The sequence below is a fragment of the Chitinophaga rupis genome (assembly GCF_900109685.1).
Taxonomy (GTDB): Bacteria; Bacteroidota; Bacteroidia; order Chitinophagales; family Chitinophagaceae; genus Chitinophaga; species Chitinophaga rupis.
In genome coordinates this window covers 98089-120890 of sequence record NZ_FOBB01000013.1, presented here as the reverse complement: position 1 = coordinate 120890, position 22802 = coordinate 98089, and the positions used below count along the sequence as shown (strand labels likewise).

General features: G+C 48.2%; 17 protein-coding genes. 10 read left to right on the top strand and 7 right to left on the bottom strand.

From position 1 onward, the window contains the following. Window positions 1-78: 78 nt before the first annotated feature. The 7 genes from nagB to BMZ54_RS31370 all read right to left on the bottom strand — a co-directional run bounded on the left by nagB (window position 79) and on the right by BMZ54_RS31370 (window position 10400). The gene (gene nagB, locus BMZ54_RS31400; RefSeq protein ID WP_089921068.1) at window positions 79-2004 is read right to left on the bottom strand and encodes a glucosamine-6-phosphate deaminase; all 1926 of its coding nucleotides are present in this window, start codon (window positions 2002-2004) and stop codon (window positions 79-81) included. A gap of 211 nt (window positions 2005-2215) precedes the next feature. Then, the gene (locus tag BMZ54_RS31395; RefSeq protein WP_202909409.1) at window positions 2216-4528 is read right to left on the bottom strand and encodes a glycoside hydrolase family 20 protein; all 2313 of its coding nucleotides are present in this window, start codon (window positions 4526-4528) and stop codon (window positions 2216-2218) included. Between the two features lie 71 nt (window positions 4529-4599). Next, window positions 4600-5376: an endonuclease/exonuclease/phosphatase family protein gene (locus tag BMZ54_RS31390; protein WP_089921064.1), complete on the bottom strand. Its 777-nt coding sequence runs from the start codon at window positions 5374-5376 to the stop codon at window positions 4600-4602. A 141-nt stretch (window positions 5377-5517) separates the two neighbouring features. Then, entirely contained in the window at window positions 5518-6279 is a 762-nt protein-coding gene (locus BMZ54_RS31385; protein ID WP_089921063.1) for a copper homeostasis protein CutC, read from the bottom strand. 249 nt (window positions 6280-6528) lie between these two features. Next, on the bottom strand, window positions 6529-7575 hold the full coding sequence (locus BMZ54_RS31380) for a glycosylasparaginase (protein WP_089921061.1): 1047 nt from the start codon (window positions 7573-7575) through the stop codon (window positions 6529-6531). A gap of 262 nt (window positions 7576-7837) precedes the next feature. Beyond that, window positions 7838-8803: an ROK family protein gene (locus BMZ54_RS31375; RefSeq protein WP_089921059.1), complete on the bottom strand. Its 966-nt coding sequence runs from the start codon at window positions 8801-8803 to the stop codon at window positions 7838-7840. Continuing rightward, on the bottom strand, window positions 8775-10400 hold the full coding sequence (locus tag BMZ54_RS31370; protein WP_089921058.1) for an MFS transporter: 1626 nt from the start codon (window positions 10398-10400) through the stop codon (window positions 8775-8777). The genes BMZ54_RS31375 and BMZ54_RS31370 overlap by 29 nt, the downstream gene beginning before the upstream one ends. Before the next feature lie 266 nt (window positions 10401-10666). On the opposite strand from BMZ54_RS31370, the gene BMZ54_RS31365 reads away from it, so the two are divergent. From BMZ54_RS31365 to argB, 10 genes are all read left to right on the top strand, one after another. Further along, window positions 10667-11989 (top strand): sugar MFS transporter, encoded by a 1323-nt coding sequence (locus BMZ54_RS31365; RefSeq protein WP_089921056.1) that lies wholly within the window; start codon window positions 10667-10669, stop codon window positions 11987-11989. 327 nt (window positions 11990-12316) lie between these two features. Further along, complete coding sequence (galK, locus tag BMZ54_RS31360; RefSeq protein WP_089921187.1) at window positions 12317-13459, top strand: galactokinase; 1143 nt, start codon at window positions 12317-12319, stop codon at window positions 13457-13459. A gap of 292 nt (window positions 13460-13751) precedes the next feature. Next, window positions 13752-15839, top strand: coding sequence for an alpha-L-fucosidase (locus tag BMZ54_RS31355; RefSeq protein ID WP_089921055.1), 2088 nt, complete (start codon window positions 13752-13754; stop codon window positions 15837-15839). Between the two features lie 429 nt (window positions 15840-16268). After that, a complete protein-coding gene (locus BMZ54_RS31345) occupies window positions 16269-17069 on the top strand; it encodes a GNAT family N-acetyltransferase (RefSeq protein WP_238386746.1) in 801 nt (266 codons plus the stop codon). Window positions 17070-17127: 58 nt separating this feature from the next. Beyond that, complete coding sequence (gene argG, locus BMZ54_RS31340; RefSeq protein WP_089921052.1) at window positions 17128-18327, top strand: argininosuccinate synthase; 1200 nt, start codon at window positions 17128-17130, stop codon at window positions 18325-18327. Between the two features lie 40 nt (window positions 18328-18367). Continuing rightward, window positions 18368-18751: a four helix bundle protein gene (locus BMZ54_RS31335; RefSeq protein ID WP_089921050.1), complete on the top strand. Its 384-nt coding sequence runs from the start codon at window positions 18368-18370 to the stop codon at window positions 18749-18751. 52 nt (window positions 18752-18803) lie between these two features. Then, entirely contained in the window at window positions 18804-19784 is a 981-nt protein-coding gene (gene argC, locus BMZ54_RS31330) for an N-acetyl-gamma-glutamyl-phosphate reductase (protein WP_089921049.1), read from the top strand. A gap of 95 nt (window positions 19785-19879) precedes the next feature. Beyond that, a complete protein-coding gene (locus tag BMZ54_RS31325; protein WP_089921047.1) occupies window positions 19880-21010 on the top strand; it encodes an aspartate aminotransferase family protein in 1131 nt (376 codons plus the stop codon). Between the two features lie 42 nt (window positions 21011-21052). Further along, window positions 21053-22012, top strand: a complete 960-nt coding sequence (locus BMZ54_RS31320) for a Rossmann-fold NAD(P)-binding domain-containing protein (protein WP_089921046.1) — start codon at window positions 21053-21055, stop codon at window positions 22010-22012. A gap of 7 nt (window positions 22013-22019) precedes the next feature. Continuing rightward, the gene (gene argB, locus BMZ54_RS31315) at window positions 22020-22802 is read left to right on the top strand and encodes an acetylglutamate kinase (RefSeq protein ID WP_089921044.1); all 783 of its coding nucleotides are present in this window, start codon (window positions 22020-22022) and stop codon (window positions 22800-22802) included.

Here is a 22802-nt window from a genome sequence, read left to right as displayed (position 1 = left end):
AGATATGGCTATAAACAAGTAACACCCCCGTATTTACGGAGGTGTTACGTTATATACATACTTGTGATCCCTTATGGCTTACATAAAATGATACCGTACAAAAGCTTCCATCGCAGCATATTTCTGTAATCCCAGCTTATCATACAGTTCGGCGGTGTTAGCGTTGCGGTCTTCTGCTCTTTGCCAGAATTCACGCAGATCGGTTCCCTGGAAAGGTACAACATCTTTCTGGCTTTGGTGAATAAAGATGCCCAAACGTTTTTGAACCACCTGGTCGGGGCTCATAGGTACCGCCATTTCAATTTCGTGAATGTCCCATTCCTGCCAGGCTCCCTTGTACAGCCATACCCAGCAATCTTTCATAAAGGCCTCATGTTTCAGGCGGTTCAGCGCTTCAAACACAATGTCCAGGCACACCTTGTGAGTGCCATGCGGGTCGGCCAGGTCACCTGCGCAGAAGATCTGATGCGGTTTTACCTCGCGTAACAGTTGCATGGTCAGCTGCACATCCTCTTCGCCCATGGGTTTCTTTTCCACCAAACCGGTTTCATAGAAAGGCAGGTTCTGAAAGTGGATATTCTCTTCCTTAATACCTACGTAACGGCAGGTGGCTTTTGCTTCGCAACGGCGTATGAGGCCTTTAATGGCGCGTATTTCAGGCGTATCTTTCTGGCTGGGTTTCTTGATCTTCAGGAAAGCTTTTGCTTCATCCAGTATCTGGGAGCTCTTGCTTCTGTCTATATCAAACATACCTTCAAAGCCTACGGCAAAGTCAATAAAGCGCAGCACAAATTCATCGGTTACCGCAATATTGCCGGAGGTCTGGTAAGCTACATGCACATCATGCCCCTGCTCATGCAGACGTATGAAAGTGCCGCCCATGGAAATGATATCATCATCCGGGTGAGGGGAGAAGATCAGCACGCGTTTGGGTGAAGGCTCTGAACGTTCCGGGTGTTTGGGCAGTGGCGCGCCGGGTTTGCCGCCGGGCCAGCCGGTAATGGTATCGCGGATGCCGTTAAACTCTTCGATGTTCAGCTCATACGCAGAACCGTATTGTACGATCAGGTCATTCAAACCATTCTCGTTGTAATCCTTATCCGTGAGCATCAGAATGGGCTTGTCCAGCTTCATGGCCAGGCCGGTTACTGCCTTGCGGCGCAGGCTGGGTGTCCATTCGCAATCGCCGGTAAGCCAGGGCTCCTTATAACGGGTCAGCTCCTGTGCGGCCTGTTCATCTATCACAAACCGGCAGTTTGGATGCTGTTGCAGCAGGGAGGCCGGCACCTGGTCAGAATAATGACCTTCTACTGCCCTGCGTACGATCTTGGCTTTGTGTGAGCCCCAGGCCATCAGCAATACGCGTTTGGCTTTGAAAATGGTGCCAATACCCATGGTAATAGCCAAACGGGGTACCTGGCTCATATTCGGGAACTCAAAGCCATTGGCCAGGCGGGTGCTGTTATCCAGCGTTACCAGGCGGGTATGGGAGTTTACGCTGGCGCCGGGTTCGTTAAAACCAATATGGCCGTTGTTCCCAATGCCCAGTACCTGCAGGTCTATGCCGCCGGCAGATTCTATTCTGCGCTCGTACTCCTCACAGTAAGCCTTCATTTTTTCCTTGGGCAGGGTGCCGTCCGGTACAAAATAATTGCCTTCCGGTATATCGATATGTTTAAATAACTGCTCTTTCATGAACCGGTTGTAGCTCTGCAGGGCATCCGGCTCTATGGGATAATACTCGTCCAGGTTAAAGGTGACTACATTCTTAAAGCTCAGGCCTTCTTCTTTGTGCAGGCGCACCAGCTCCGCATACAGGTACTTGGGCGTAGAGCCGGTGGCCAGGCCCAGTACACAGGTTTCTTTGGCTGCTTGTTTTGCTTTGATGAGTGCTGCTATTTCCTGTGCTACTGCGCGGGATCCTTCCTTAGCTGTGGGATGAATATCCACGGCTATCTGTTCAAAACTGTCAATCAGTTCGATCTCCTGGTGATTAAGCGTCATGGTAAGTGATGTTTTGGATTAGAGGCGTTTTAAAAACGAGCCGGAAAATTAAATAAAAATGTGCTAATCTGGTAGCTTTTTTAGCAACTGTTTAACAAAACCAGTTGCTAAACCGATGTGCAGGTGGGCAAATATGCAAATGTGCAGCTGCCGGGAGCGGCCTTTGTGCTGCAATTTCAATACATCTGCATATTTGCACAGCTGCGCGTTGTTAATTAATTATTATCTCGTCCACAAAAAGCCAGGCCTTGCTGCCCGCGCCTTCTGCGCCTGCCGGTATAGTGCCTGTATTCTGGGCTACCAGCTTCACATAACGGCCTTTTACCTGCTGTAAAGGCGCCCGTACCTGGTTAATGCCTTCTTTGGCAAAGGTAGTTTGTTTATATACTTCCTTAAAATGCTGTCCGTCGTCAGATACCAGGAAAGTTACCTGTTTGGGCGGGTATATGCCCGGGCCTTTGGCGTTCAGGATGTTCACGCCTACGGAGTGAATGTCCTGCACACTGTCCAGGTCCACGGTGGCTTCCATGTTGTTGCCGCTGTAGCCAAACCACTGGTTATCATTGTATTCCTTTACACCTTCAATACCATTTACCAATGCAAACGGGCTGCCGGGATTGTAGTTACCATTAGGCGGTTGCGCCAGGGTAACTTTTTTAGCCAATGCTTTATGGAACACAAATGGTTGCGTGTACTCATTGCCGTAGGGCTTATCATCCAGGAACACCAGCGCGCGGATAGTTTCTGCCTTGTCTATCACTATAGGATTGGTATACGCAGTGCCCTTAGGGCTAGGCGCGCTGCCATCTGTTGTGTAAAAGATCTTACCGCCATCCAGCTTGCTGTCCAGCTTTACGGATACACCGCTGGCAGTGCTGTCAACCTCACCGCGTATTTCAAATACATGTTTGGCGTAGTTCACTTTTTTCATATCCAGGCGGTGCAGGTGCTGCTTCAGCCTTTCCACAAAATCATCGTAATTACGTTTTTCAGCAGGGCTCCATAAAACCTCTGCCATGGCTGTAGCGCGCGGGTATACCATGTATTCCACGTGCTCTGCATTCGGCATGTATTCAGACCAAACGTTGGCCTGCGCGCCTTTAATGTAGCTGGCTTCTTCCTTGCTTAAACCGGCGGGTATGGGCTCATAGCTGTATACCTCACTTACCGGTGTATAACCGCCAATGGCAACGGGCTCATTTTTCCCTTTGGATTGATAGTGGTCAAAATAGCAGTAGTTGCCCGGCGTCATGATCACATCGTGTTTTTGTTTGGCTGCTGCTATGCCGCCTTCTTCCCCGCGCCAGCTCATTACAGTGGCATCAGGGGCCAGGCCGCCTTCCAGGATCTCATCCCAGCCAATAATGCGGCGTCCTTTGCTGTTCAGGTATTTTTCCATGCGCTGAATAAAGTAGCTCTGTAACGCATGCACATCTTTCAAACCTTCGTCCTTCATGCGCTTCTGGCATTTGGGGCATTTTTCCCAGCGTGTTTTAGGGGCTTCATCGCCGCCAATATGTATGTATTTGCTGGGAAACAGCGCCATTACTTCATCCAGCACATCCTGCAGGAACAGGAAGGTACTGTCGTTGCCGGCGCAGTAAATATCATCAAACACGCCCCATTTGGTGCCTACTTCATAAGGGCCGCCGGTGCAGCCCAGGTAAGGGTAAGCGGTTAATGCTGCCAGGGAGTGGCCGGGCATTTCTATTTCAGGTATCACGGTTACGTGGCGTGCGGTGGCATAGGCTACCACATCCTTTATTTCTTCCTGGGTGTAATAACCGCCGTAAGGTTTACCGTCAAATTTCTGATCGTTGTAATGCCCTACCATGGATTCTTTGCGCTTGGAAGCTACTTCCTGCAGGCGCGGATATTTTTTGATCTCTATACGCCAGCCCTGGTCTTCCGTAAGATGCCAGTGAAAAGTGTTCATCTTATGCATGGCCAGCAGGTCAATATATTTCTTTACAAAGTCGGCGGAAAAGAAGTGGCGACCTACATCCAGGTGCAGCCCGCGGTAAGGGAAGCGGGGATAATCATTGATGTCGGCGCCCGGTATCCACAAGGTGCTGCCTTTTTCAACCGGTAATAATTGTATAAGGGTTTGTATGCCGTAAAAGGTGCCGCTGCCGTCATTGCCGTTAATGTCAATGCGGTCTTTTCCCACTTTTAAGGTATAACCTTCTGCATGTTTGCTGCTGTCTGTACCGGTATGCAGCACAATGGCGTTCTTATCGCCCTGTTCTGCCACGGTCAGCTCATAGCCGGTCAGCTCTTTCAGCCAGGCATTGAACAGGCCTGCAGATTGTTTATCCTCCGGGGTGGTGGCTACCAGCACGGTTTGTTTGTCCAGCAGAAAAGAATCGGGCGTTTCCTGCACGCTTACCGGCATGGGTATGATGCTTACCTTGCCTTTAGGTGCTGCTCCCTGTTGATTGTTGGTACAGGCGGTCAGGCCTGCCAGGGCGAGTGCTATTACACAGGGTAACAGGGCCCGTTTACGGTTCATTGTTCTGTTCATAAATGTTATTTCAGCCAGGTTGATGGGTGGTAAAAAGACGGTTCCGAAGATACAACTTTCAGTATAACGGTTTATTCTTTTATTTCCAGCTCAGCTACCAGGGGCCGGTGGTCAGAGGCAACGGTTTCCTGTATTACGCGGGTGGTCGTTACGTTAAAATGTTGTTTGGGATACAGCAGTATATAATCCAGCTTTACGGTAGGCGTATCTGCCGGGTAGGTAGGGCCGGCTGCCTGGGTGGCATCGGTGAACAGCTGCTTTAAAATGCCGGTTTCTTTGGTGGCAGGTGCAGCATTCAGATCACCGGCCAGTATCACAGGTGTTTTGGCATTGGTAAAACGCTGCACCAGGGCGGTGGCCTGGTTTATACGGTCGGTGGGTTCATCACTGGCATCCAGGTGTGCACTTACAAATTGCAGCAGGCTGTCGCCGGGCAGCTGCAGGGTAATAATGCCGGCTATGCGCGGCTCCCGGTCCTTATTACCAGGTAAGGCTATACGTTCTGTGGCGGTAATAGGCATTCTGGACAGGATACCGGTGCCATAAGCGCCGCCTTCATAATCCATTGCTTTTGCAAAATAGGTGTACATGCCGGTAAGGGAAGCCAGTTCTTTCAGCTGATCGGCGCCTTGTGTGCGGGTAGTAGCGCTGTCTACTTCCTGCAGGGCTACCAGGTCAGGATTGGTGGCCAGTATAACGTTGGCAATGCCTTGCAGGTCTACGGCGCCCTGGTTGTTCTGGCCGTGATGAATGTTGTAGGTAAGCACTTTCAGATTTTGCGCAGGTAGTAGTAACGGCCAGCTGCAGCAACAGAGTGCCAGGATCAGGATAATAAGGTAACGGTTCATAGTTTATCAGATATTGAAGTATGAAGTAGGTGTCTTTTCCTATCTCTGATTTCGAATAACAAATTGCAGGTATCTTACTTTCTTATCGCTTACTTCTAACTTCTTTTCCTGCCGCTGATCTCTTACTTCGTTTGATCCAATTTACAACATTTCCTGATAAGCCTTCTCCGCTTCCTCCCTGATCTTTTTTACCTCAGCCGCCTGGGTAAGGGAAATACCGTATTCCGGTACACCGGGAATGCCGCCCATGCTTACATTGGGGTTTCGGTAGGTCATACCGCTTTCTACATAGGCTTTGGCGGTGGTATGGTATTCCACCGCGCCCGTTTCCTTTACCAGGATGGCAATATTATGGGCCCGTACGCCGGAGCCTACCATAATGGCTATACGTTCCTGTGATTGCTGTACCAGCGTTTTCAGCAGGGCAGTACCTTCCGCTGCAGTATTACGCTGCCCGGAAGTAAGGATGCGTTCACAGCCAATTTCAATAATATCTTCCAGGGCCTGCAGCGGGTCTGCCGTCATATCAAAGGCACGGTGAAACGTAACGCCCATCGGCCAGGCCAGGTCTACGAGTTTTTTACATCTTTCTTTATCCACCCGTCCGTCGGGGGTAAGAATGCCTATTACAACACCGTCGCAGCCCAGCTGTTTACATAGGGTTATATCCCGCTGCATTACTTCAAACTCATGGGCGTCATATAAAAAATCACCCCCGCGCGGGCGTATAATAGGGTAAAGGGCGATCTGCACTTTTTCCCGCGCCACTGCTATGGTAGCGTAGCTGGGTGTGGTGCCGCCTTCCAGCAGGTTATCGCACAGCTCAATGCGTTGTGCGCCCCCTTCCTGGGCAGCTATGCAGGAACCTACGGAACCGGCGCATATTTCTAAGGTAACGCTCATAGTTTTTAAAAGTTGGCAGTTGCCAGTGGGCAGTTGGCAGTCAATGAGTACTGCGTAGTGCCGGTTTTGAATTTAGTTTGCAGTTGGCAGTTTGCAGTTGGCAGTCAATGCATACTGCGTAGTGCCGTTTTTAAATTTAAGAGTTTGCAGTTTGTAGTCAGGAGCTGCCCTGTTATGATCACGCTTACAATAAGAAGTACCTCCCGACTGCCCACTGCCCACTGGCAACTGCCAACTAAAAACTGTCAACTAATAAAAATGTTTCCCCTTTATCAGCTCATTCCGCGTATCGCTGGTACACACCGCATAGCTGAAACCTTCCTGCAAACAGTACGCGCCAAACTCCCCTTTTTTATTCAGGGCCAGGAAACCTACCTGGATCTCTTTTGATTTCTGCGGGCTCTTTTTCACAATACGTTTTACCGCTTCCTTACAAGCCGCTTCAGGTGAATATCCCTGCCGCATCAGCTCTACCACCAGGTGGCTGCCTACAATACGGATCACCTCTTCACCCACACCGGTAGAGGTAGCGCCGCCTACTTCATTATCCACATACAAACCAGCGCCAATAATGGGAGAATCGCCCACACGGCCACGCATTTTAAAGGCCATACCGCTGGTGGTGCAGGCACCGGACAGGTTGCCCTGTGCATCCATCGCCAGCATGCCAATGGTATCGTGGTTATATACGTTGCCCGGTAACTGCAGCGGACTAAACGCCGTAGTGCCGTTAGCGTTATAAGACTTGTTCTCAATATTCATCTGCGGTTTGTACTCAGATTTTTTCAGCCACTCTTTCCAGGCTTTTTCTGATTCCGGTGTTAGCAGGTTCTCTTTTTTGAAACCGTTGGCCAGCGCAAACTGCAGCGCACCTTCACCTACCAGCATTACGTGCGGTGTTTTTTCCATTACGGCACGGGCCACGGAAACAGGATGTACAATATGTTCCAGTGCTGCTACAGAACCGCAATTCCCCAGCTCGTCCATAATACAGGAATCCAGGGTTACATGGCCATCCCGGTCCGGGTAGCCGCCATAACCTACCGTAGTTACTGCCGGATCAGCTTCCGGTATCTGCACGCCTGCTTCTACGGCGTCCAGCGCGCGGCCGCCTTTTTTCAGCACTTCCCAGGCAGCCTTGTTGGAAGGGATGCCGAAGTCCCAGGTAGAGATCACGATAGGTTTCCCCTTTACGGTTTTACCTGCTGCGCCGGCAGGTGCAGCGCTTACTCCATCTAAAGAGAAAGCAGCGGCACCAAGGGCCGCTGCTTTTAAAAAGTTTCTACGATCTTGCATATAAGATAATATGGATCGAAAGATACTGTATTTATTTTATTCGTTCAATCCCACTTCCGTTACAATCCTCCAAAGCCTTCCACGCTCTGCTTTTCACCCGCACCCGGCCGTGCACCATTATCCGTTCCAGCCATTCCATTTTACACCTTCCTCTCCCCACCGGGCCATGGACCGTACCATAACATCCCCATTACCAGCCATTCCACTTAAACCTTCTCTATCGCATTATGCTATGGACCATCGACTGTGGACCATCGGCCATTCAATCCTTCATCTCCCACGCCAGCGCACTCGCGCCCAAAATAGCGGCATCACTTTCTTTCAGCTCAGAGAATACCAGCTTCACTTTATTCTGGAAAATAGGCAACAGGTTCAGCTCCATGTGTTCCCGCACCGGTTTCATGATCAGGTCACCGGCTTTGGTTAAACCGCCAAATAATATAATAGCTTCCGGGCTGCTGAACATAACGAAGTTGGCCAAAGCCTCACCCAGTATTTTACCGGTGAACTCATATACTTCCCTGGCCAGCGGATCACCTGCCATAGCCGCGTCAAACACGGTTTTGGAGTTGATCTCTTCTTTCTTCAGATCGCGCAGTGTGCTCTTGGTTTCCGGGCGGGTAGCCAGGAATTCCAATGCGGTATTGGTTACGCCGGTAGCGGAAGCATAGGCTTCCAGGGATCCGTGCGCACCGGTCCCGGGGTGGTACCTGCCGCCTGGGATCACAATACAATGGCCCAGCTCACCTGCAAAACCATCATGACCATATATTAACTGTCCGTTGGCAACAATACCGCTGCCTACGCCTGTACCTAAGGTGATCACAATAAAATCTTTCATGCTGCGGGCAGCGCCATACATCAGCTCTCCCAATGCAGCTGCATTGGCATCATTGGTTAACACAGTAGGTAAACCAAATTTCTCTCCCAGCAAATTAGCCAGTGGTATAACGCCCTTCCAGCGAAGGTTTGGTGCATATTCAATATTACCGGTGTAATAGTTGCCATTGGGCGCGCCCACACCTATACCCCTGATATTATCTATGCCGCCTGCCTGGTCTATCAGTTTAGACAGGTGCTCATGCAGCTCGTCCAAAAAACCAGCTACATCTTCATGTTGGTTAGTTAACATACGGCCATCACACAGAATATTGCCTCTGCGGTCTACAACGCCGAATTTGGTATTGGTACCACCAATATCAATGCCCACTACTAATTGCTGACTCATAATCGATTCCCTGAGATTTTAAAATAGTTTTAACTCTGAATGCAAAGAACGCCAGGTATGCAAAGCATAAGGCTGGTATAATATAAGAGGCATGAATGCCAAGAGACGTGTCTGCTAATCCGCCCTGCACCGGTGGTATCAGGGAACCGCCCAATATCATCATTACCAGGAAAGAAGAAGCCTGGCTGGTATATTTACCTAAACCTGCAATAGACAGGGAGAAGATAGAAGGCCACATTACGGAACAGAATAAGCCACCGCTTACAAAAGCAAACGTAGCAACTGCACCGGTAGTTAATAAACCTACCACCATACCGGCTACACCCAGTAAGCCAAAGATCATTAAGGTCTTGGCTGGTTTTTCCTGTCCGGCAAAGAAACCGATGATCTGTATTACGATCACACCGGCATATGGATACAGTGCGCTGATGTCGTTGCCTTTCCAGGCATTGGCGCCTAAGATAACACCGTAGGCAATGAAAGGTACGATCACAAATAACAGCTTACGCGTTGCCTTGGAAACGTTGAACACCGTGATGGCGCCCGTCCAGCGGCCGATCATCAGACTACCCCAGAACAGGGAAATGTAAGGATCGATCTGTGATTCAGCTAAACCTTCAGGAGTAAGAAAACCCGGATGTTTCAGCAGTGCGCCCATGTTACTGGCCACAGAAACTTCCACACCTACATACACAAAAATGGCGATCATGCCCAGCACCAGCTGCGGGTACTTCATAGCGCCCCAGCCGTCGCCATTCTTTTGTGATGCTGTTTTAGCATAAAATAAAATAACCAGTATACCAACGATACCGGCAATAAAAAATGGTAATGCATTCTGTGTGGTAATGCCGATCACGATCAGCACAAACATAGCAGTGATAGCTACCAGCGCGCCACTGGCTTTGCTGGATTTTTCAAAATGTTCATCACCCGTGGTTTTGGGCATTTTTACCAATGCAAAAATACCGGCTGCTACCAGGAACAATACAATGAGCAGGATGTACAAAGTATTGATCTTGCTGATGTCTGTTTTGGAAGCATCGCCACCCTGTGCGCTGCCAAACAGCAGCATGCTTACAATAATAGGTCCGATGGTAGTACCAAAAGAGTTTACACCACCAGCCAGATTTAAACGGTGTGTACCCTTGGAAGGATCACCTAATAAAATGGCAAAAGGGTTAGCGGCAGTTTGCTGCAATGAGAACCCAAGTGCTACAATAAAGAAAGCTCCTAAGATCAGGTAAAACGCGCCGGACTTGTTAGCCATGCCGTTACCAAGGTTCACTGCACCTATCAGCGCAGCAGCGCCTACAACGGATATCAGCAAACCGTAAATGATCCCTTTCTGATAACCGATCTTGTTGAGGATATCAACACCGCGGATAGCAGAAAAAAGATAGAGCAATAAGGAACCGATGAAATACGCGCCGTAAAAAGCAAAGTCAATTAACTGGGATTCCAGTTGGGTTAGATCAAAATGCGCTTTACAAAACGGGATAAAGATACTGTTAGATGCGGCCACAAACCCCCAGAAGAAAAAAACGAGAACAAGTACTGAAAAGGAGGGATGTGTACCTTGCTTTGATTGTTCAGCCATAAACGTGTTTAATTACTATGGATTATTACCCGATAAATGTATAAATTATTTTTTAAGATTTTCTAAAATAAAAATAAATTCTTGAAATTTTATATTATGCAAAAACGTTTTAGCGCGCAGATTATAGAAAATTATCTAAAAATGGTAGTGAATGAAAAATCCGGAAAAATACCACTTCCGGGGTTAGAAAATACCGGAATAGTTGTTTAAGTTCGCGTTACAGTGAACCAAAATCTATCTATTTTTCATCATTTTAAGTTATATCTATGTCGTCAAACTCGCCCGTTGCTACATTGCCGGAGAAGAAAGCCAGCTATGTGCAATCGATTACCATTATTGGGATCTTATTCTTCGTATTTGGATTCGTTACCTGGTTGAACGGTACGCTGATCCCATTTTTGCGGATAGCCTGCGAGCTCAGTATAGGACAGGCTTTGCTGGTAACCTTCGCCTTCTTTTTAGCTTACTTCTTCCTGGGATTACCTTCTTCATTCATCCTTAAAAAGGTAGGCTTCAAGAATGGTATGGCACTGGGTCTGGTGGTAATGGCCGTTGGCTCGGTTATTTTTCTGCCCGCTGCCAATGCCCGTAGCTTTGGTATGTTCCTGACCGGTTTATTTGTGCAGGGCGCCGGCCTTACCTTGCTGCAGGCGGCCTCTAACCCGTATATAAGTATTATAGGCCCTATTGAAAGCGCAGCTAAGCGAATAAGCATTATGGGTATCTGTAATAAGATAGCCGGTATTATTGCGCCGCTGGTACTAAGCACCATTGTATTAAAGAATGCTACCGCGCTGGAAGAGCAGATCAATACCGCTACCGATGCCGCGCAAAAGTCGCTGCTGCTGGATAGCCTGGCTTCCCGCGTAATAGGTCCCTATATTGTAATGGCCATTGTGCTGGTGATAGTTGCCTTCTTTATTAAACGTTCTTCCTTACCGGAGATAGATACATCCGGAAACGATGCAGGTTCCACCGGTACAGAAAAAACCAGCATTACACAATACCCTTACCTGTTATTAGGCGTGCTGTGTATCTTCTTATATGTAGGGGTAGAGGTAATGGCCGGTGATGTTATTGGTACCTACGGTAACCAGATGGGTATGAGCCTGGATAAAACCAAATACTTTACCTCCTTTACACTGGCCGCTATGCTGGTGGGGTATATAATTGGTATTGTTACTATCCCTAAGATTATTTCCCAGAGTATGAGCTTACGGATCTCCGCTATACTGGGTTTAATATTTACCACCTGCGCTTACCTTACAGATGGTTATACAGCTGTAACTTTCATTGCATTATTGGGTTTGGCCAACGCGCTCATGTGGCCTGCCATATGGCCCCTGGCTATTGATAAATTAGGTAAATACACCCAGCTGGGCGCCGGCCTTTTAGTAATGGGTATTGTTGGCGGTGGCGTATTACCGCAGGTGTATGGTGGCCTGTTTAATAAAGATGGTATGCTGGGTTTCCTGCATTCCGAAAGTATTAATTTCCGCCAGGCATTTTTATATTGCATGCTGCCCTGTTACGCTTACATTCTGTATTTTGCAATAGCAGGCCATAAGGTAGGAAAACCGAAGGCCTAAGTATTTTTTGACTTGTTATTCAACTACCGGAAAGCCCGTGGATCGCTGATCTGCGGGCTTTTTCTTTGATGTTTGCCGGCTATTTTCCACCTCATCCCCGCATCAAGTCCACATCAAGTCCACGTCAAGTCCACAAGGTATGTGAGAATGATCTTACTACAATTGCGCTAATACTCATATATGATAGTGCTCCATAGCCAGTCAGGTGCTGCTCCAACCCTTTGGCGCTCCCTTTTCACCGCCTTCCCTTATTACAGTTGGGTAATTAAGAATGGTACCTTATTTTTAGGCGTACTTTATACATTTAATATCATCTATCTAATTAAGATGCTACAACAAACCAGGGATCAGTTCATTCAATTATTCCACAACACACCCGTGCTGGTAAGCTCTCCCGGCAGGATCAATTTAATCGGAGAGCATACAGATTATAACGATGGCTTTGTATTACCCGCCGCGATCGACAAACGCATTATTTATGCAGTAGCGCTTAACGGCACCAACAAATGCAATGCATATGCGGCCTTTAATAAAGAGCAGGTAAGCTTTGACCTGGATGCGGTAAAACCTACACCGGGGTGGATCAACTATCTGCTGGGCGTAGTAGACCAGCTGCAAAAGCGCGGTTATAAAGTACCGGGGTTTGATTGTGTAATAGCCGGCGATGTGCCGGTAGGCGCAGGCCTTTCATCTTCCGCTGCCGTAGAAGGCGGGCTGGTAGCCGCGCTGGATCATTTAATGGGTTATGCGCTATCCCGTATGGATATGGCTTTGATAGGGCAAAAGGCAGAACATACTTTTCCCGGTGTACAATGCGGTATCATGGACCAGTTTGCGAACCTGCACGGGAAAAAAGACCAGGTGATGCTGCTGGACTGCCGCGATCTTACCTACACTTATTATCCCTTTAACTTCCCTAACCAGAAGATTGTGCTCTGTAACTCAATGGTGCACCACTCCCTGGCCTCTTCTGAATATAACGTACGGCGCCAGCAATGTGAAGCCGGCGTAAAAATATTACAGGCTGCCTACCCGCAGGTGCAGTCCCTGCGCGATGCCAGCATGGAGATGCTGGAAGCCGTAAAAGACAAACTGGATAACATTGTATATAAACGCTGTGCTTATGTAATAGCAGAAATAGCCCGTGTGCAGCAGGCCTGTGATTATCTGCAGCAGGGCAACCTGCAGGAGTTTGGTAAGCTGATGTATGCCACGCACGACGGCCTTAGCCGCCTGTATGAAGTAAGCTGCCCTGAGCTGGATTACCTGGTAGAGCTGGCGAAACAACGCCCGGAAGTAGCCGGCGCACGCGTAATGGGCGGCGGTTTTGGCGGCTGCACCATAAACCTGGTACAGGAAGATCAGGTAGCAGCATATACAACGTATATCCGCGACCGTTACCAACAAAAATTCGGCAAAGTACCGGAGATCTATGTAACGAGTATTGAAGAAGGCGTGCAAGTGCAGTAAGCATAAAGCAGAAAGCATAAAGCAGAAAGCATAAAGCAGAAAGGATAAAGCGTAAAGCATAAAGGATAAACGTAAAGCAGAAAGCATAAAGCAAAAGGTAAAAAGGATAAGCAAAAACAATCCGGCAATCTCCCAGGCCTTCAGCTTTGGGCCTTCAACATTCAGCCTTCAGCTTTATGCTTTCTGCTTTATCCTTTCCGCTTTTTTTAACAATTATTGGATTGATTTTCACTATGCCATCCGCATACGTTTATCGTATATTACATTTACTACTTACTACGACAGATAGTGTATGATGAAAAAAGCAGCAACATTCCTGGCAGGCGCACTATTATGCTACAACGCAGCAGTAGCCCAGTCCACCATCAAACCTTACGGCGCCCTCCCTACCAAAGCCCAGGAGAACTGGCAGGATATGGAGTATTATATGTTCATTCACTTTGGCCCCAACACCTTTACCGACCGGGAATGGGGGCATGGCGATGAAGACCCCCGCATCTTTAACCCTACCCAGCTGGATGCCCGCCAATGGGCGCGTACCGCCAAGCTGGCCGGCATGAAAGGGATCATCATCACCGCTAAACATCACGACGGTTTTTGCCTGTGGCCCAGTAAATTCAGCACCCATACCGTACGGGAAAGCGCCTGGAAAAATGGCAAGGGCGATGTGTTGAAAGAGCTCTCCGCCGCCTGTAAACAGTATGGCCTGAAGTTCGGTGTTTATCTGTCGCCCTGGGACCGTAACCACCCGGCTTATGGCACCCCGGAGTATAACCAGATCTTTGCCAAAACGCTGAATGAAGTATTATCCAGCTACGGCCCTGTGTTTGAGCAGTGGTTTGATGGCGCCAACGGGGAAGGCCCTAACGGAAAAAAACAGGAATATAACTGGCAGCTGTTTCACAGCGTAGTATACCGTGAACAGCCCAATGCTGTAATTTTCAGTGATGTGGGTCCCGGCTGCCGCTGGGTAGGTAATGAGGATGGCTATGCCGGCACTACCAACTGGAGCACCCTGAATGTAACCGGTTATGAGCCCGGTAAAAAAGCGCCCTCACAGGCCACCCTTAATAAAGGAGATGAAGATGGCGAAAAATGGGTGCCCACGGAATGTGACGTATCCATCCGCCCGGGATGGTTTTATAGTGACGCTACCAACGACAAGGTAAAAAGCGTAGCCAAGCTGCTGGACATCTACAACGCATCCGTAGGCCGTAACGGTAACCTGCTGCTGAATGTACCAGTAGATCGCCGCGGGCTTATCAATGCCAACGACTCCACCCGCCTCATGGAGTTCAGACGCCTGCTGGAAACCACGTTCAAAAATAACCTGGCCCGCAGCGCCAAGGTAACAGTAACCGATATACGTAAGAACAATACCGCCGTTAAGGCCAGTTACCTGGTAGACGGTAACAACAAAACCTACTGGGCTACGCCTGATGGGGTGCAGAATGCCGGCATTACGCTCACCTTTACCAAACCGGTTACCTTTAACCGGGCGGTATTGCAGGAATACATTGCCCTGGGCCAGCGCGTAAAAGCCTTTACCGTAGAGGTATTGGAGGATGGCGCTTACAAAGAGGTAGCCAATGAAACCACCATCGGGCATAAACGCCTGCTGCGGGTGCCCACTACTACCACTACCCAGGTACGCATCAATATAAAGGATGCTAAAGCCTGCCCGGTCATCAGTGAAGTACAATTATATAATGCTCCCGACCTGCTGGCCGATCCTGAGATCAAACGCGATAAAGAAGGTTTGCTATCCATCACCTGCGCTTCCCCCGATCCGGAGTTGCATTACACGCTGGATGGCAGTGAGCCGACCTTTACTTCCCCGCGCTACAGCCAGCCGTTTGCGTTGGTTGAGGGCGGCGTGGTAAAAGCTAAGGCCTTCATTCACAAAGGCAAAACAGCCAGCTCCACCATCAGTGCCAGCTTTAATATGGCCCAGTCCAAATGGAAAGTGCTGGCAGCAGATGGTAAGGCAGGAACTGCAGCCAACGCCATAGATGCCAACCCGGACACTTACTGGACCTCCGGTAAAGGCGCCTTTGGCCATTATCCTTACGAGCTGGCCATTGACCTGGGAGAAAGCCTGAGCCTCAAAGGGTTCAGCTACCTGCCGCACCGGGATGCGCACACCACTTTCAGCGGTATTATTTATAAATATGCTTTTTATGTAAGTAATGATGGGAAGGAGTGGGGCCAGCCGGTAAGTACCGGCAGTTTCGATAACATCCGCAACAACCCTGTTCAGCAAACCATCCGCTTCCCGCAGGCTGTTACCGCCCGCTATATTAAGCTGGTAGCCCTGGAACCTGCTTTTGAAACGGACCACGATGCCAGCGTAGCCGAACTGGAAGTGTTAACAAAGTAAGAAAATAAATAATTCATTATAAACGGATTGTCTTGGGAGTTATCCTGAAAGGCAGTCCGTTTTTCAATTATGTTAAAGTATTGTCACGGCAAAAAAAATTGTCGGATAATAATAGAATATGTTATAATTTTGCGGAGAATTAATTAAAGACACTTGTTTCACAATTTAATGCTGAACTGAAGTTGGAAAACTTTGCGACCCATACCAACATCTCTGCGTATCATCCTTCTCTGATGGAAGGCATGTACTCTATTGGGTGTAATGTCTTTAAATATCTCTCCCGACGACCTCGCATTTGATAGCATTCGTCTTACATATTGGCATGCTATCGCACAATGATCACCCCCATCATTTGTGATTTCTATTTTTCCTGACCACATAAGGCAGCTCATTTAATACTATTGGTTCACTTTTTTCAATTTACGAAAGTTGGAAAATACAGATATCATCGTTAGGGTAGCCACTCCCGACGATAAAATTTATGCTAAAACCATCACCGACGAGATGGAATCCTCCGCCAAAGCGCGTGGTACCGGTATTGCCAAACGCTCACCGGAATACGTGGAGTTGAAGATGGACGAAGGAAAGGCTGTGATTGCATTAACGGCAAAGGGCGACTGGGTAGGCTTTTGTTACATTGAAGCCTGGAGCCATGGGAAGTTTGTTGCCAACTCCGGCCTGATCGTCAACCCGGCCTTCCGCGGCCATGGAGTAGCTAAATCAATTAAGCATCGCATCTTTGAATTATCCAGGGAAAAATACCCGGATGCCAAAATATTTGGTCTTACCACCGGCCTGGCTGTAATGAAGATCAACTCAGAATTAGGCTACGAGCCCGTTACTTATTCTGAGCTTACAGATGATGAAGAGTTCTGGAAAGGCTGCCGCAGCTGTGTGAACTTCGACATTCTCACGGCCAAAGAACGTAAGAACTGTCTGTGCACCGGTATGCTCTACGATCCTGCGCAGAAGCTGAAGGAAGCCGAAGAGAAAGCCATGCGCGACAGAGCCGCCGCTGAACATAAGACCGTAAGCGTGCAGCCGCAAATGATGGTAGCCGCCGATGGCAATATTGATATGCTGCATCCAAAGAAGCAACGGGCTTTCAAAGAGAACTTCCGCCTGTTTGAGCGCTGGCTGCGGTATAAAAGATATGTGCTGCTGAAAGGTGGCAACACCGGCACAGCCAGTAACATCAAAAAGAAATTCTTTCTGTTCAACCTGTTTTAATGGTGCTGTTTCAACTATAATTTAGCAATTTTACCACCTAACCATCAGAACCATAATAATGAGTAAAAAAGTAGTACTGGGATTTAGCGGAGGCCTCGATACTTCCTACTGTGTAAAATACCTGACAGAAGAGAAGGGTTATGAAGTGTATTCTGTGATCGTGAACACCGGCGGTTTTACCGATGCGGAGTTGCAGGAAATAGAAAAACGCGCTTACAGCCTGGGTGTAAAGAGCCATAAAACAGTAAATGCCGTACGTTCTTATTATGATAAGGTGATCAAATACCTGGTGTTTGGCAATGTGCTGAAGAACAATACCTACCCTTTAAGCGTAAGTGCTGAGCGTATGAGCCAGGCTCTGGCCATTGCGGAGTACGTAAAGGAAACAGGCGCTACTGCCGTAGCACACGGCAGCACCGGCGCCGGTAACGACCAGGTGCGGTTTGATATGATCTTCCATATTATGATCCCGGGTGTAGAGATCATCACGCCGATACGTGATCTGAAGCTGAGCCGGGAGCAGGAAATAGACTACCTGAAATCCAAAGGAGTACAGATGAACTTTGAAAAAGCCATGTACTCTATTAATAAAGGTATCTGGGGTACTTCTGTAGGCGGTAAGGAAACGCTCACCTCTAACGGCATGCTACCGGAAGAAGCGTTCCCCACCCAGCTCACCAAGCACGATCCCGAGCAGGTATCCCTCAAATTTGAAAAAGGAGAGCTGGTGGGTGTGAACGATAAAACGTTCGGTCATCCCACAGAAGCCATACAATATTTACAATCCATAGCCGGCCCATTTGCTATTGGCCGCGATATACATGTAGGCGATACCATTATTGGTATTAAAGGCCGTGTGGGTTTTGAAGCCGCTGCACCCATGGTGATCCTGAAAGCGCACCACGCGCTGGAGAAGCATGTGCTCACTAAATGGCAGCTGAGCTGGAAAGACCAGCTGGCGCAGTTTTACGGCAACTGGTTGCATGAAGGCCAGATCCTCGATCCTGTAATGCGCGATATAGAAGCTTACCTGGAAAGCTCCCAGCAGCAGGTAACCGGCCAGGTTTTTGTAACCTTGCTGCCTTACCGTTTCCAGGTAACAGGCATTGAATCACCGTACGATCTGATGAGCAGCAAGTTTGGCAAGTACGGCGAAATGAACAGCGGCTGGACCGGCGAAGACGTACGCGGCTTCAGCAAGATATTCGGTAACCAGACCATGATCTGGCACCAGGTGAATACGGAGCCGAAAGCTTAAAGCCAAAAGCATAAAGCAAGCAAACCAACACCCCAAAAATATGAGAGACTATAAGAAGCTTGAAATCTGGAAAAAAGCTCATTTGTTAACGCAAATGATATATACAAAAGTAGTAGTATGTTTTCCTAAAGAAGAAACATACGCTTTATCCAGTCAGATCAAACGTGCTGCTTATAGTATACCATTAAATATTGTAGAAGGGTGTGGAAGATTAACAGAAAGAGACTTTGCACGTTTTTTAGATCAGGCATTGGGATCAGCACATGAAACAGAATATTGTGCACTGTTAAGCTTTGATTTAGGATATATAAAAGATGATATTTATAACGAGATCAATAAACAGGTAAATGAGGTTAAAGCTATGTTGATTGCTTTTATTAAAGCGCTGCGTAGTGATAATGTGAAGTCGGATATAAATTCATAAGGTAGGAAGCTTTTTGCTTTATGCTTTCCGCTTTATGCTAAAAAAGATTACAATGGCAAGTACTAAAATAAAGACAGGCATAGTAGGCGGCGCCGGTTACACCGGTGGGGAAATGATCAGGATCTTACTCAACCATCCTGACGTGGAAATTACGTTTGTACATAGCCGTAGTAATGCCGGTAATCCTTTATATGCCGTACATGGTGATCTGCTGGGAGAAACAGAACTTACCTTTGCCGCAGACCTTAGTAATGATATAGATGTATTGTTCCTTTGCCTGGGACACGGCGAGTCAAAGAAATTTTTGGAAGCAAATACCATTGCACCTTCCGTTAAGGTAATAGACCTGAGCCAGGATTTCCGTTTAGGCGAAAGCCTGCCGGGCCGGGAGTTCGTATACGGCCTGCCGGAAATGCAAAGGGATAAAATAAAAGCAGCGCAGAACATTGCCAATCCCGGTTGTTTTGCCACCGCCATCCAGCTGGGGCTGTTGCCTTTAGCACAGGCGGGTTTACTGCAGGAAGTACATACTACCGGCATCACCGGTTCTACCGGCGCCGGCCAAAGCCTGCAAAGCACCACGCATTTTACGTGGCGCGCTAATAATGTCTCCACTTATAAAGTGCTTACTCATCAGCACCTGAAAGAGATACGACGAAGCTTACAACTGTTGCAGCCTGCCTTTACCGGTAATATTAATTTTGTACCGGTACGGGGCGATTATCCAAGGGGCATCTGGGTTACTTCCTACCTGGAAAGTGACCTGACCCTGGAAGCGGCGCTTCAGTTGTATAAAACATATTATGCTCCGCATCCGTTTACGCATGTCAGTGATAAGCAGATAGACCTGAAGCAGGTAGTGAACACCAATAAATGCCTGATCCAGTTAGAAAAGATCGGCACCAAGCTGGTGATCCACTCCATAGAGGACAATCTGCTGAAAGGCGCCTCCGGACAAGCGGTGCAGAATATGAACCTGATATGCGGGCTGGAAGAAACAGCCGGGTTAAAGCTGAAATCGATCGTATTTTAAGCGTGATCCCGCTGGGACTCGAACCCAGGACCCATGCACTGTAACAAATTTCTCTTTCAAATGCGTGATGCGCTCATCACGCCAACAAACATATCATGAAATTATTTGACGTTTATCCGATCAACGATATTACTATTGAAAAAGGTGCAGGCTCTAATGTATGGGACGATAAAGGCACACAATACCTGGACTTATACGGCGGTCACGCAGTGATTTCCATTGGCCATACCCATCCGCATTACGTAAAACGCCTCACCGATCAGCTACAGAAAGTAGGCTTCTATTCCAATTCTATCAGGATCCCGTTACAACAGCAACTGGCAGAAAAGCTGGGTAAAGTATCCGGTAAGGAAGACTATCAGCTCTTCCTGTGTAACTCCGGTGCAGAAGCCAATGAAAATGCATTAAAGCTCGCTTCTTTCTACAACGGTAAAAAGAAGATCATTGCCTTCAAAAAATCTTTTCATGGCCGTACCTCCCTGGCAGTCGCCGCTACCGACAATCCGAAAATTGTAGCGCCGGTAAATGAAACCGATAACGTGGTGTTCCTGCCCTGGCAGGATGAAAAAGCCCTGGAAGCGGCTTTTAAGCAATATGAAGTGTCTTCCGTAATTATTGAAGGCATCCAGGGTGTAGGTGGTATTAATGTAGCCAGCGAAAGCTTCCTGCAGAAGATCAGGAGCCTATGCGATGCAAACAATGCCGTATTCATTGCCGATTCCGTACAATGCGGTTATGGCCGGAGCGGTAAGTTCTTTTCCCATGATTATGCCGGCATCAATGCCGACATCTACACCATGGCAAAAGGTATGGGCAACGGTTTTCCGGTAGGCGGCATCATCATTGCCCCGCACATTCAGCCGGCTTATGGCATGCTGGGTACTACCTTTGGTGGTAATCACCTGGCTTGCGCTGCAGCGCTGGCAGTGCTGGAAGTAATGGAGCAGGAGCAGCTGATCGCAAACGCAGCCAAGGTAGGCAGCTACCTCATGGAACAGCTGAAACAGCTGCCGCACGTAAAAGAAGTAAGGGGCCGGGGCCTGATGATCGGTATTGAATTGCCGGAAGAGCTGAACCAGGTAAGAAAAGACTTGTTATTTAAACATAAGATCTTTACCGGCGAAGCAAAGCCGAATGTAATAAGGCTGCTGCCTTCACTGGCTTTAACACAGGCGCATGCAGACCAGTTCCTGACCGCTTTCAGGGATGAGCTGTTAAAATATTAATTACTTCATTTTTCATATTTAAAACACACCTTAATTGCAGCAATGAAGCAATTTATTTCCGTAGATGATGTACCAGGTGTCCCGCGCTTAGTGGAGACAGCACTGGGTTACAAGCAGGACCCGTTCAGGGACAAAACATTAGGCGTTAACAAAACGCTGGGCATGATATTCCTGAACCCCAGTTTGCGAACACGCTTAAGCACACAGGTAGCCGCCAGGAACCTGGGTATGGAAGTAGTAGTGTTTAATATTGATAAAGAAGGCTGGGCGCTGGAAATGAACGATGGCGCTATTATGAGCGGCAGCACCACAGAGCACGTGAAGGAAGCCGCTGCTGTAATGGGCCAGTATTTTGATATACTGTCCATCCGTACCTTTCCCGGCCTGAAGAATAAAGAAGAAGACTACACAGAAAAATATATTAACCAGTTCATTAAATACGCTGGGGTGCCGGTGGTAAGCCTGGAAAGCGCTACCCTGCACCCTTTGCAGAGCTTAACAGATGTAATTACCATTAAGGAGCGCTGGCAGCAGCCACGTAAACCCAAGGTGGTAATGACCTGGGCGCCGCATGTAAAAGCATTGCCGCAGGCCGTGCCTAACTCTTTTGCCCAATGGATAAATGCCTGGGGCGAAGCGGACTTTGTGATCACGCATCCCAAAGGATATGAGCTGGATAAAAAATTCACCGGTAATGCACCCATAGAATACAACCAGGATAAAGCCCTGGAAGGTGCAGACTTTGTATATGTAAAGAACTGGTCTTCGTATAGTGATTACGGTAACATTATCAGCACAGATAGCAGCTGGATGATGAGCAATCAGAAGCTGCAGCATACCAACGAAGCTAAGGTAATGCACTGCCTGCCTGTAAGAAGGAATGTGGTAATTGCAGATGAAGTGCTGGATGGGCCGCAGTCCATTGTAATACCGGAAGCCGGTAACCGTGTATGGGCAGCCCAGGCAGTATTAAGTGAAATATTAAAACAACAACAACGCTGATCCGCATATGCTTTTCGTCATTAAAGTAGGTGGCAATGTGATTGATAACCCGGCGCTGCTGCAATCCTTCCTGGAAGATTTTGCAGCCATCAAAGGGCCTAAGATCCTGATCCATGGTGGTGGGAAGATAGCTACCCGCATCGGTGACCAGCTGGGGATCGAATCAAACTACGTGAATGGCCGCCGCATTACCGATGCTGCCACTATTGATGTAGTGACTATGGTATATGGCGGTTTGGTGAACAAACAGCTGGTGGCCAAACTGCAGGCGGTTGGTTGTAATGCCATTGGTATGACGGGGGCTGATGCAAATGTAATACCGGCTGTAAAGCGTCCGGTAAAGGAAATCGACTATGGTTTTGTGGGAGATATCAATACTGCAAACCTGAACGTTGGTCCGCTGAAAGCTATGCTGGATGCGGGGTTAACGCCGGTGTTTGCCCCCTTAACCCACGATACACATGGGCAGATGCTGAACACCAATGCAGATACCATTGCCTCTTCGCTGGCCATAGCCTTATCTGCCCACTATGAGGTACGCCTCATCTACTGCTTTGAAAAGAAAGGCGTATTGCGTGATGCGCAGGACGATAACGCGGTTATAAACCTGATCAACCGCAGCATTTATGCGGAGCTGCTGGAACAAAAGGTGCTCACAGACGGTATACTGCCCAAGCTGGAAAATGCTTTCTCCGCCATTGAAAGCGGAGTAAAGGAAGTGCTGATAGGCCATGCGGCAGATGTACGGAGCAACACTACCGGTACGGTAGCAGGTACTTTAATATGCTAA

What these genes read in the sequence shown, in the direction of transcription:
- BMZ54_RS31335 (WP_089921050.1), top strand. Translation starts at nt 18,368, where the DNA reads ATGAGAGACTATAAGAAGCTTGAAATCTGGAAAAAAGCTCATTTGTTA.
- argG (WP_089921052.1), top strand. Translation starts at nt 17,128, where the DNA reads ATGAGTAAAAAAGTAGTACTGGGATTTAGCGGAGGCCTCGATACTTCC.
- nagB (WP_089921068.1), bottom strand. Translation starts at nt 2,004, where the DNA reads ATGACGCTTAATCACCAGGAGATCGAACTGATTGACAGTTTTGAACAG.
- BMZ54_RS31380 (WP_089921061.1), bottom strand. Translation starts at nt 7,575, where the DNA reads ATGCAAGATCGTAGAAACTTTTTAAAAGCAGCGGCCCTTGGTGCCGCT.
- BMZ54_RS31370 (WP_089921058.1), bottom strand. Translation starts at nt 10,400, where the DNA reads ATGGCTGAACAATCAAAGCAAGGTACACATCCCTCCTTTTCAGTACTT.
- argC (WP_089921049.1), top strand. Translation starts at nt 18,804, where the DNA reads ATGGCAAGTACTAAAATAAAGACAGGCATAGTAGGCGGCGCCGGTTAC.
- BMZ54_RS31395 (WP_202909409.1), bottom strand. Translation starts at nt 4,528, where the DNA reads ATGAACAGAACAATGAACCGTAAACGGGCCCTGTTACCCTGTGTAATA.
- BMZ54_RS31365 (WP_089921056.1), top strand. Translation starts at nt 10,667, where the DNA reads ATGTCGTCAAACTCGCCCGTTGCTACATTGCCGGAGAAGAAAGCCAGC.
- argB (WP_089921044.1), top strand. Translation starts at nt 22,020, where the DNA reads ATGCTTTTCGTCATTAAAGTAGGTGGCAATGTGATTGATAACCCGGCG.
- galK (WP_089921187.1), top strand. Translation starts at nt 12,317, where the DNA reads ATGCTACAACAAACCAGGGATCAGTTCATTCAATTATTCCACAACACA.
- BMZ54_RS31355 (WP_089921055.1), top strand. Translation starts at nt 13,752, where the DNA reads ATGATGAAAAAAGCAGCAACATTCCTGGCAGGCGCACTATTATGCTAC.
- BMZ54_RS31385 (WP_089921063.1), bottom strand. Translation starts at nt 6,279, where the DNA reads ATGAGCGTTACCTTAGAAATATGCGCCGGTTCCGTAGGTTCCTGCATA.
- BMZ54_RS31390 (WP_089921064.1), bottom strand. Translation starts at nt 5,376, where the DNA reads ATGAACCGTTACCTTATTATCCTGATCCTGGCACTCTGTTGCTGCAGC.
- BMZ54_RS31320 (WP_089921046.1), top strand. Translation starts at nt 21,053, where the DNA reads ATGAAGCAATTTATTTCCGTAGATGATGTACCAGGTGTCCCGCGCTTA.
- BMZ54_RS31375 (WP_089921059.1), bottom strand. Translation starts at nt 8,803, where the DNA reads ATGAGTCAGCAATTAGTAGTGGGCATTGATATTGGTGGTACCAATACC.
- BMZ54_RS31325 (WP_089921047.1), top strand. Translation starts at nt 19,880, where the DNA reads ATGAAATTATTTGACGTTTATCCGATCAACGATATTACTATTGAAAAA.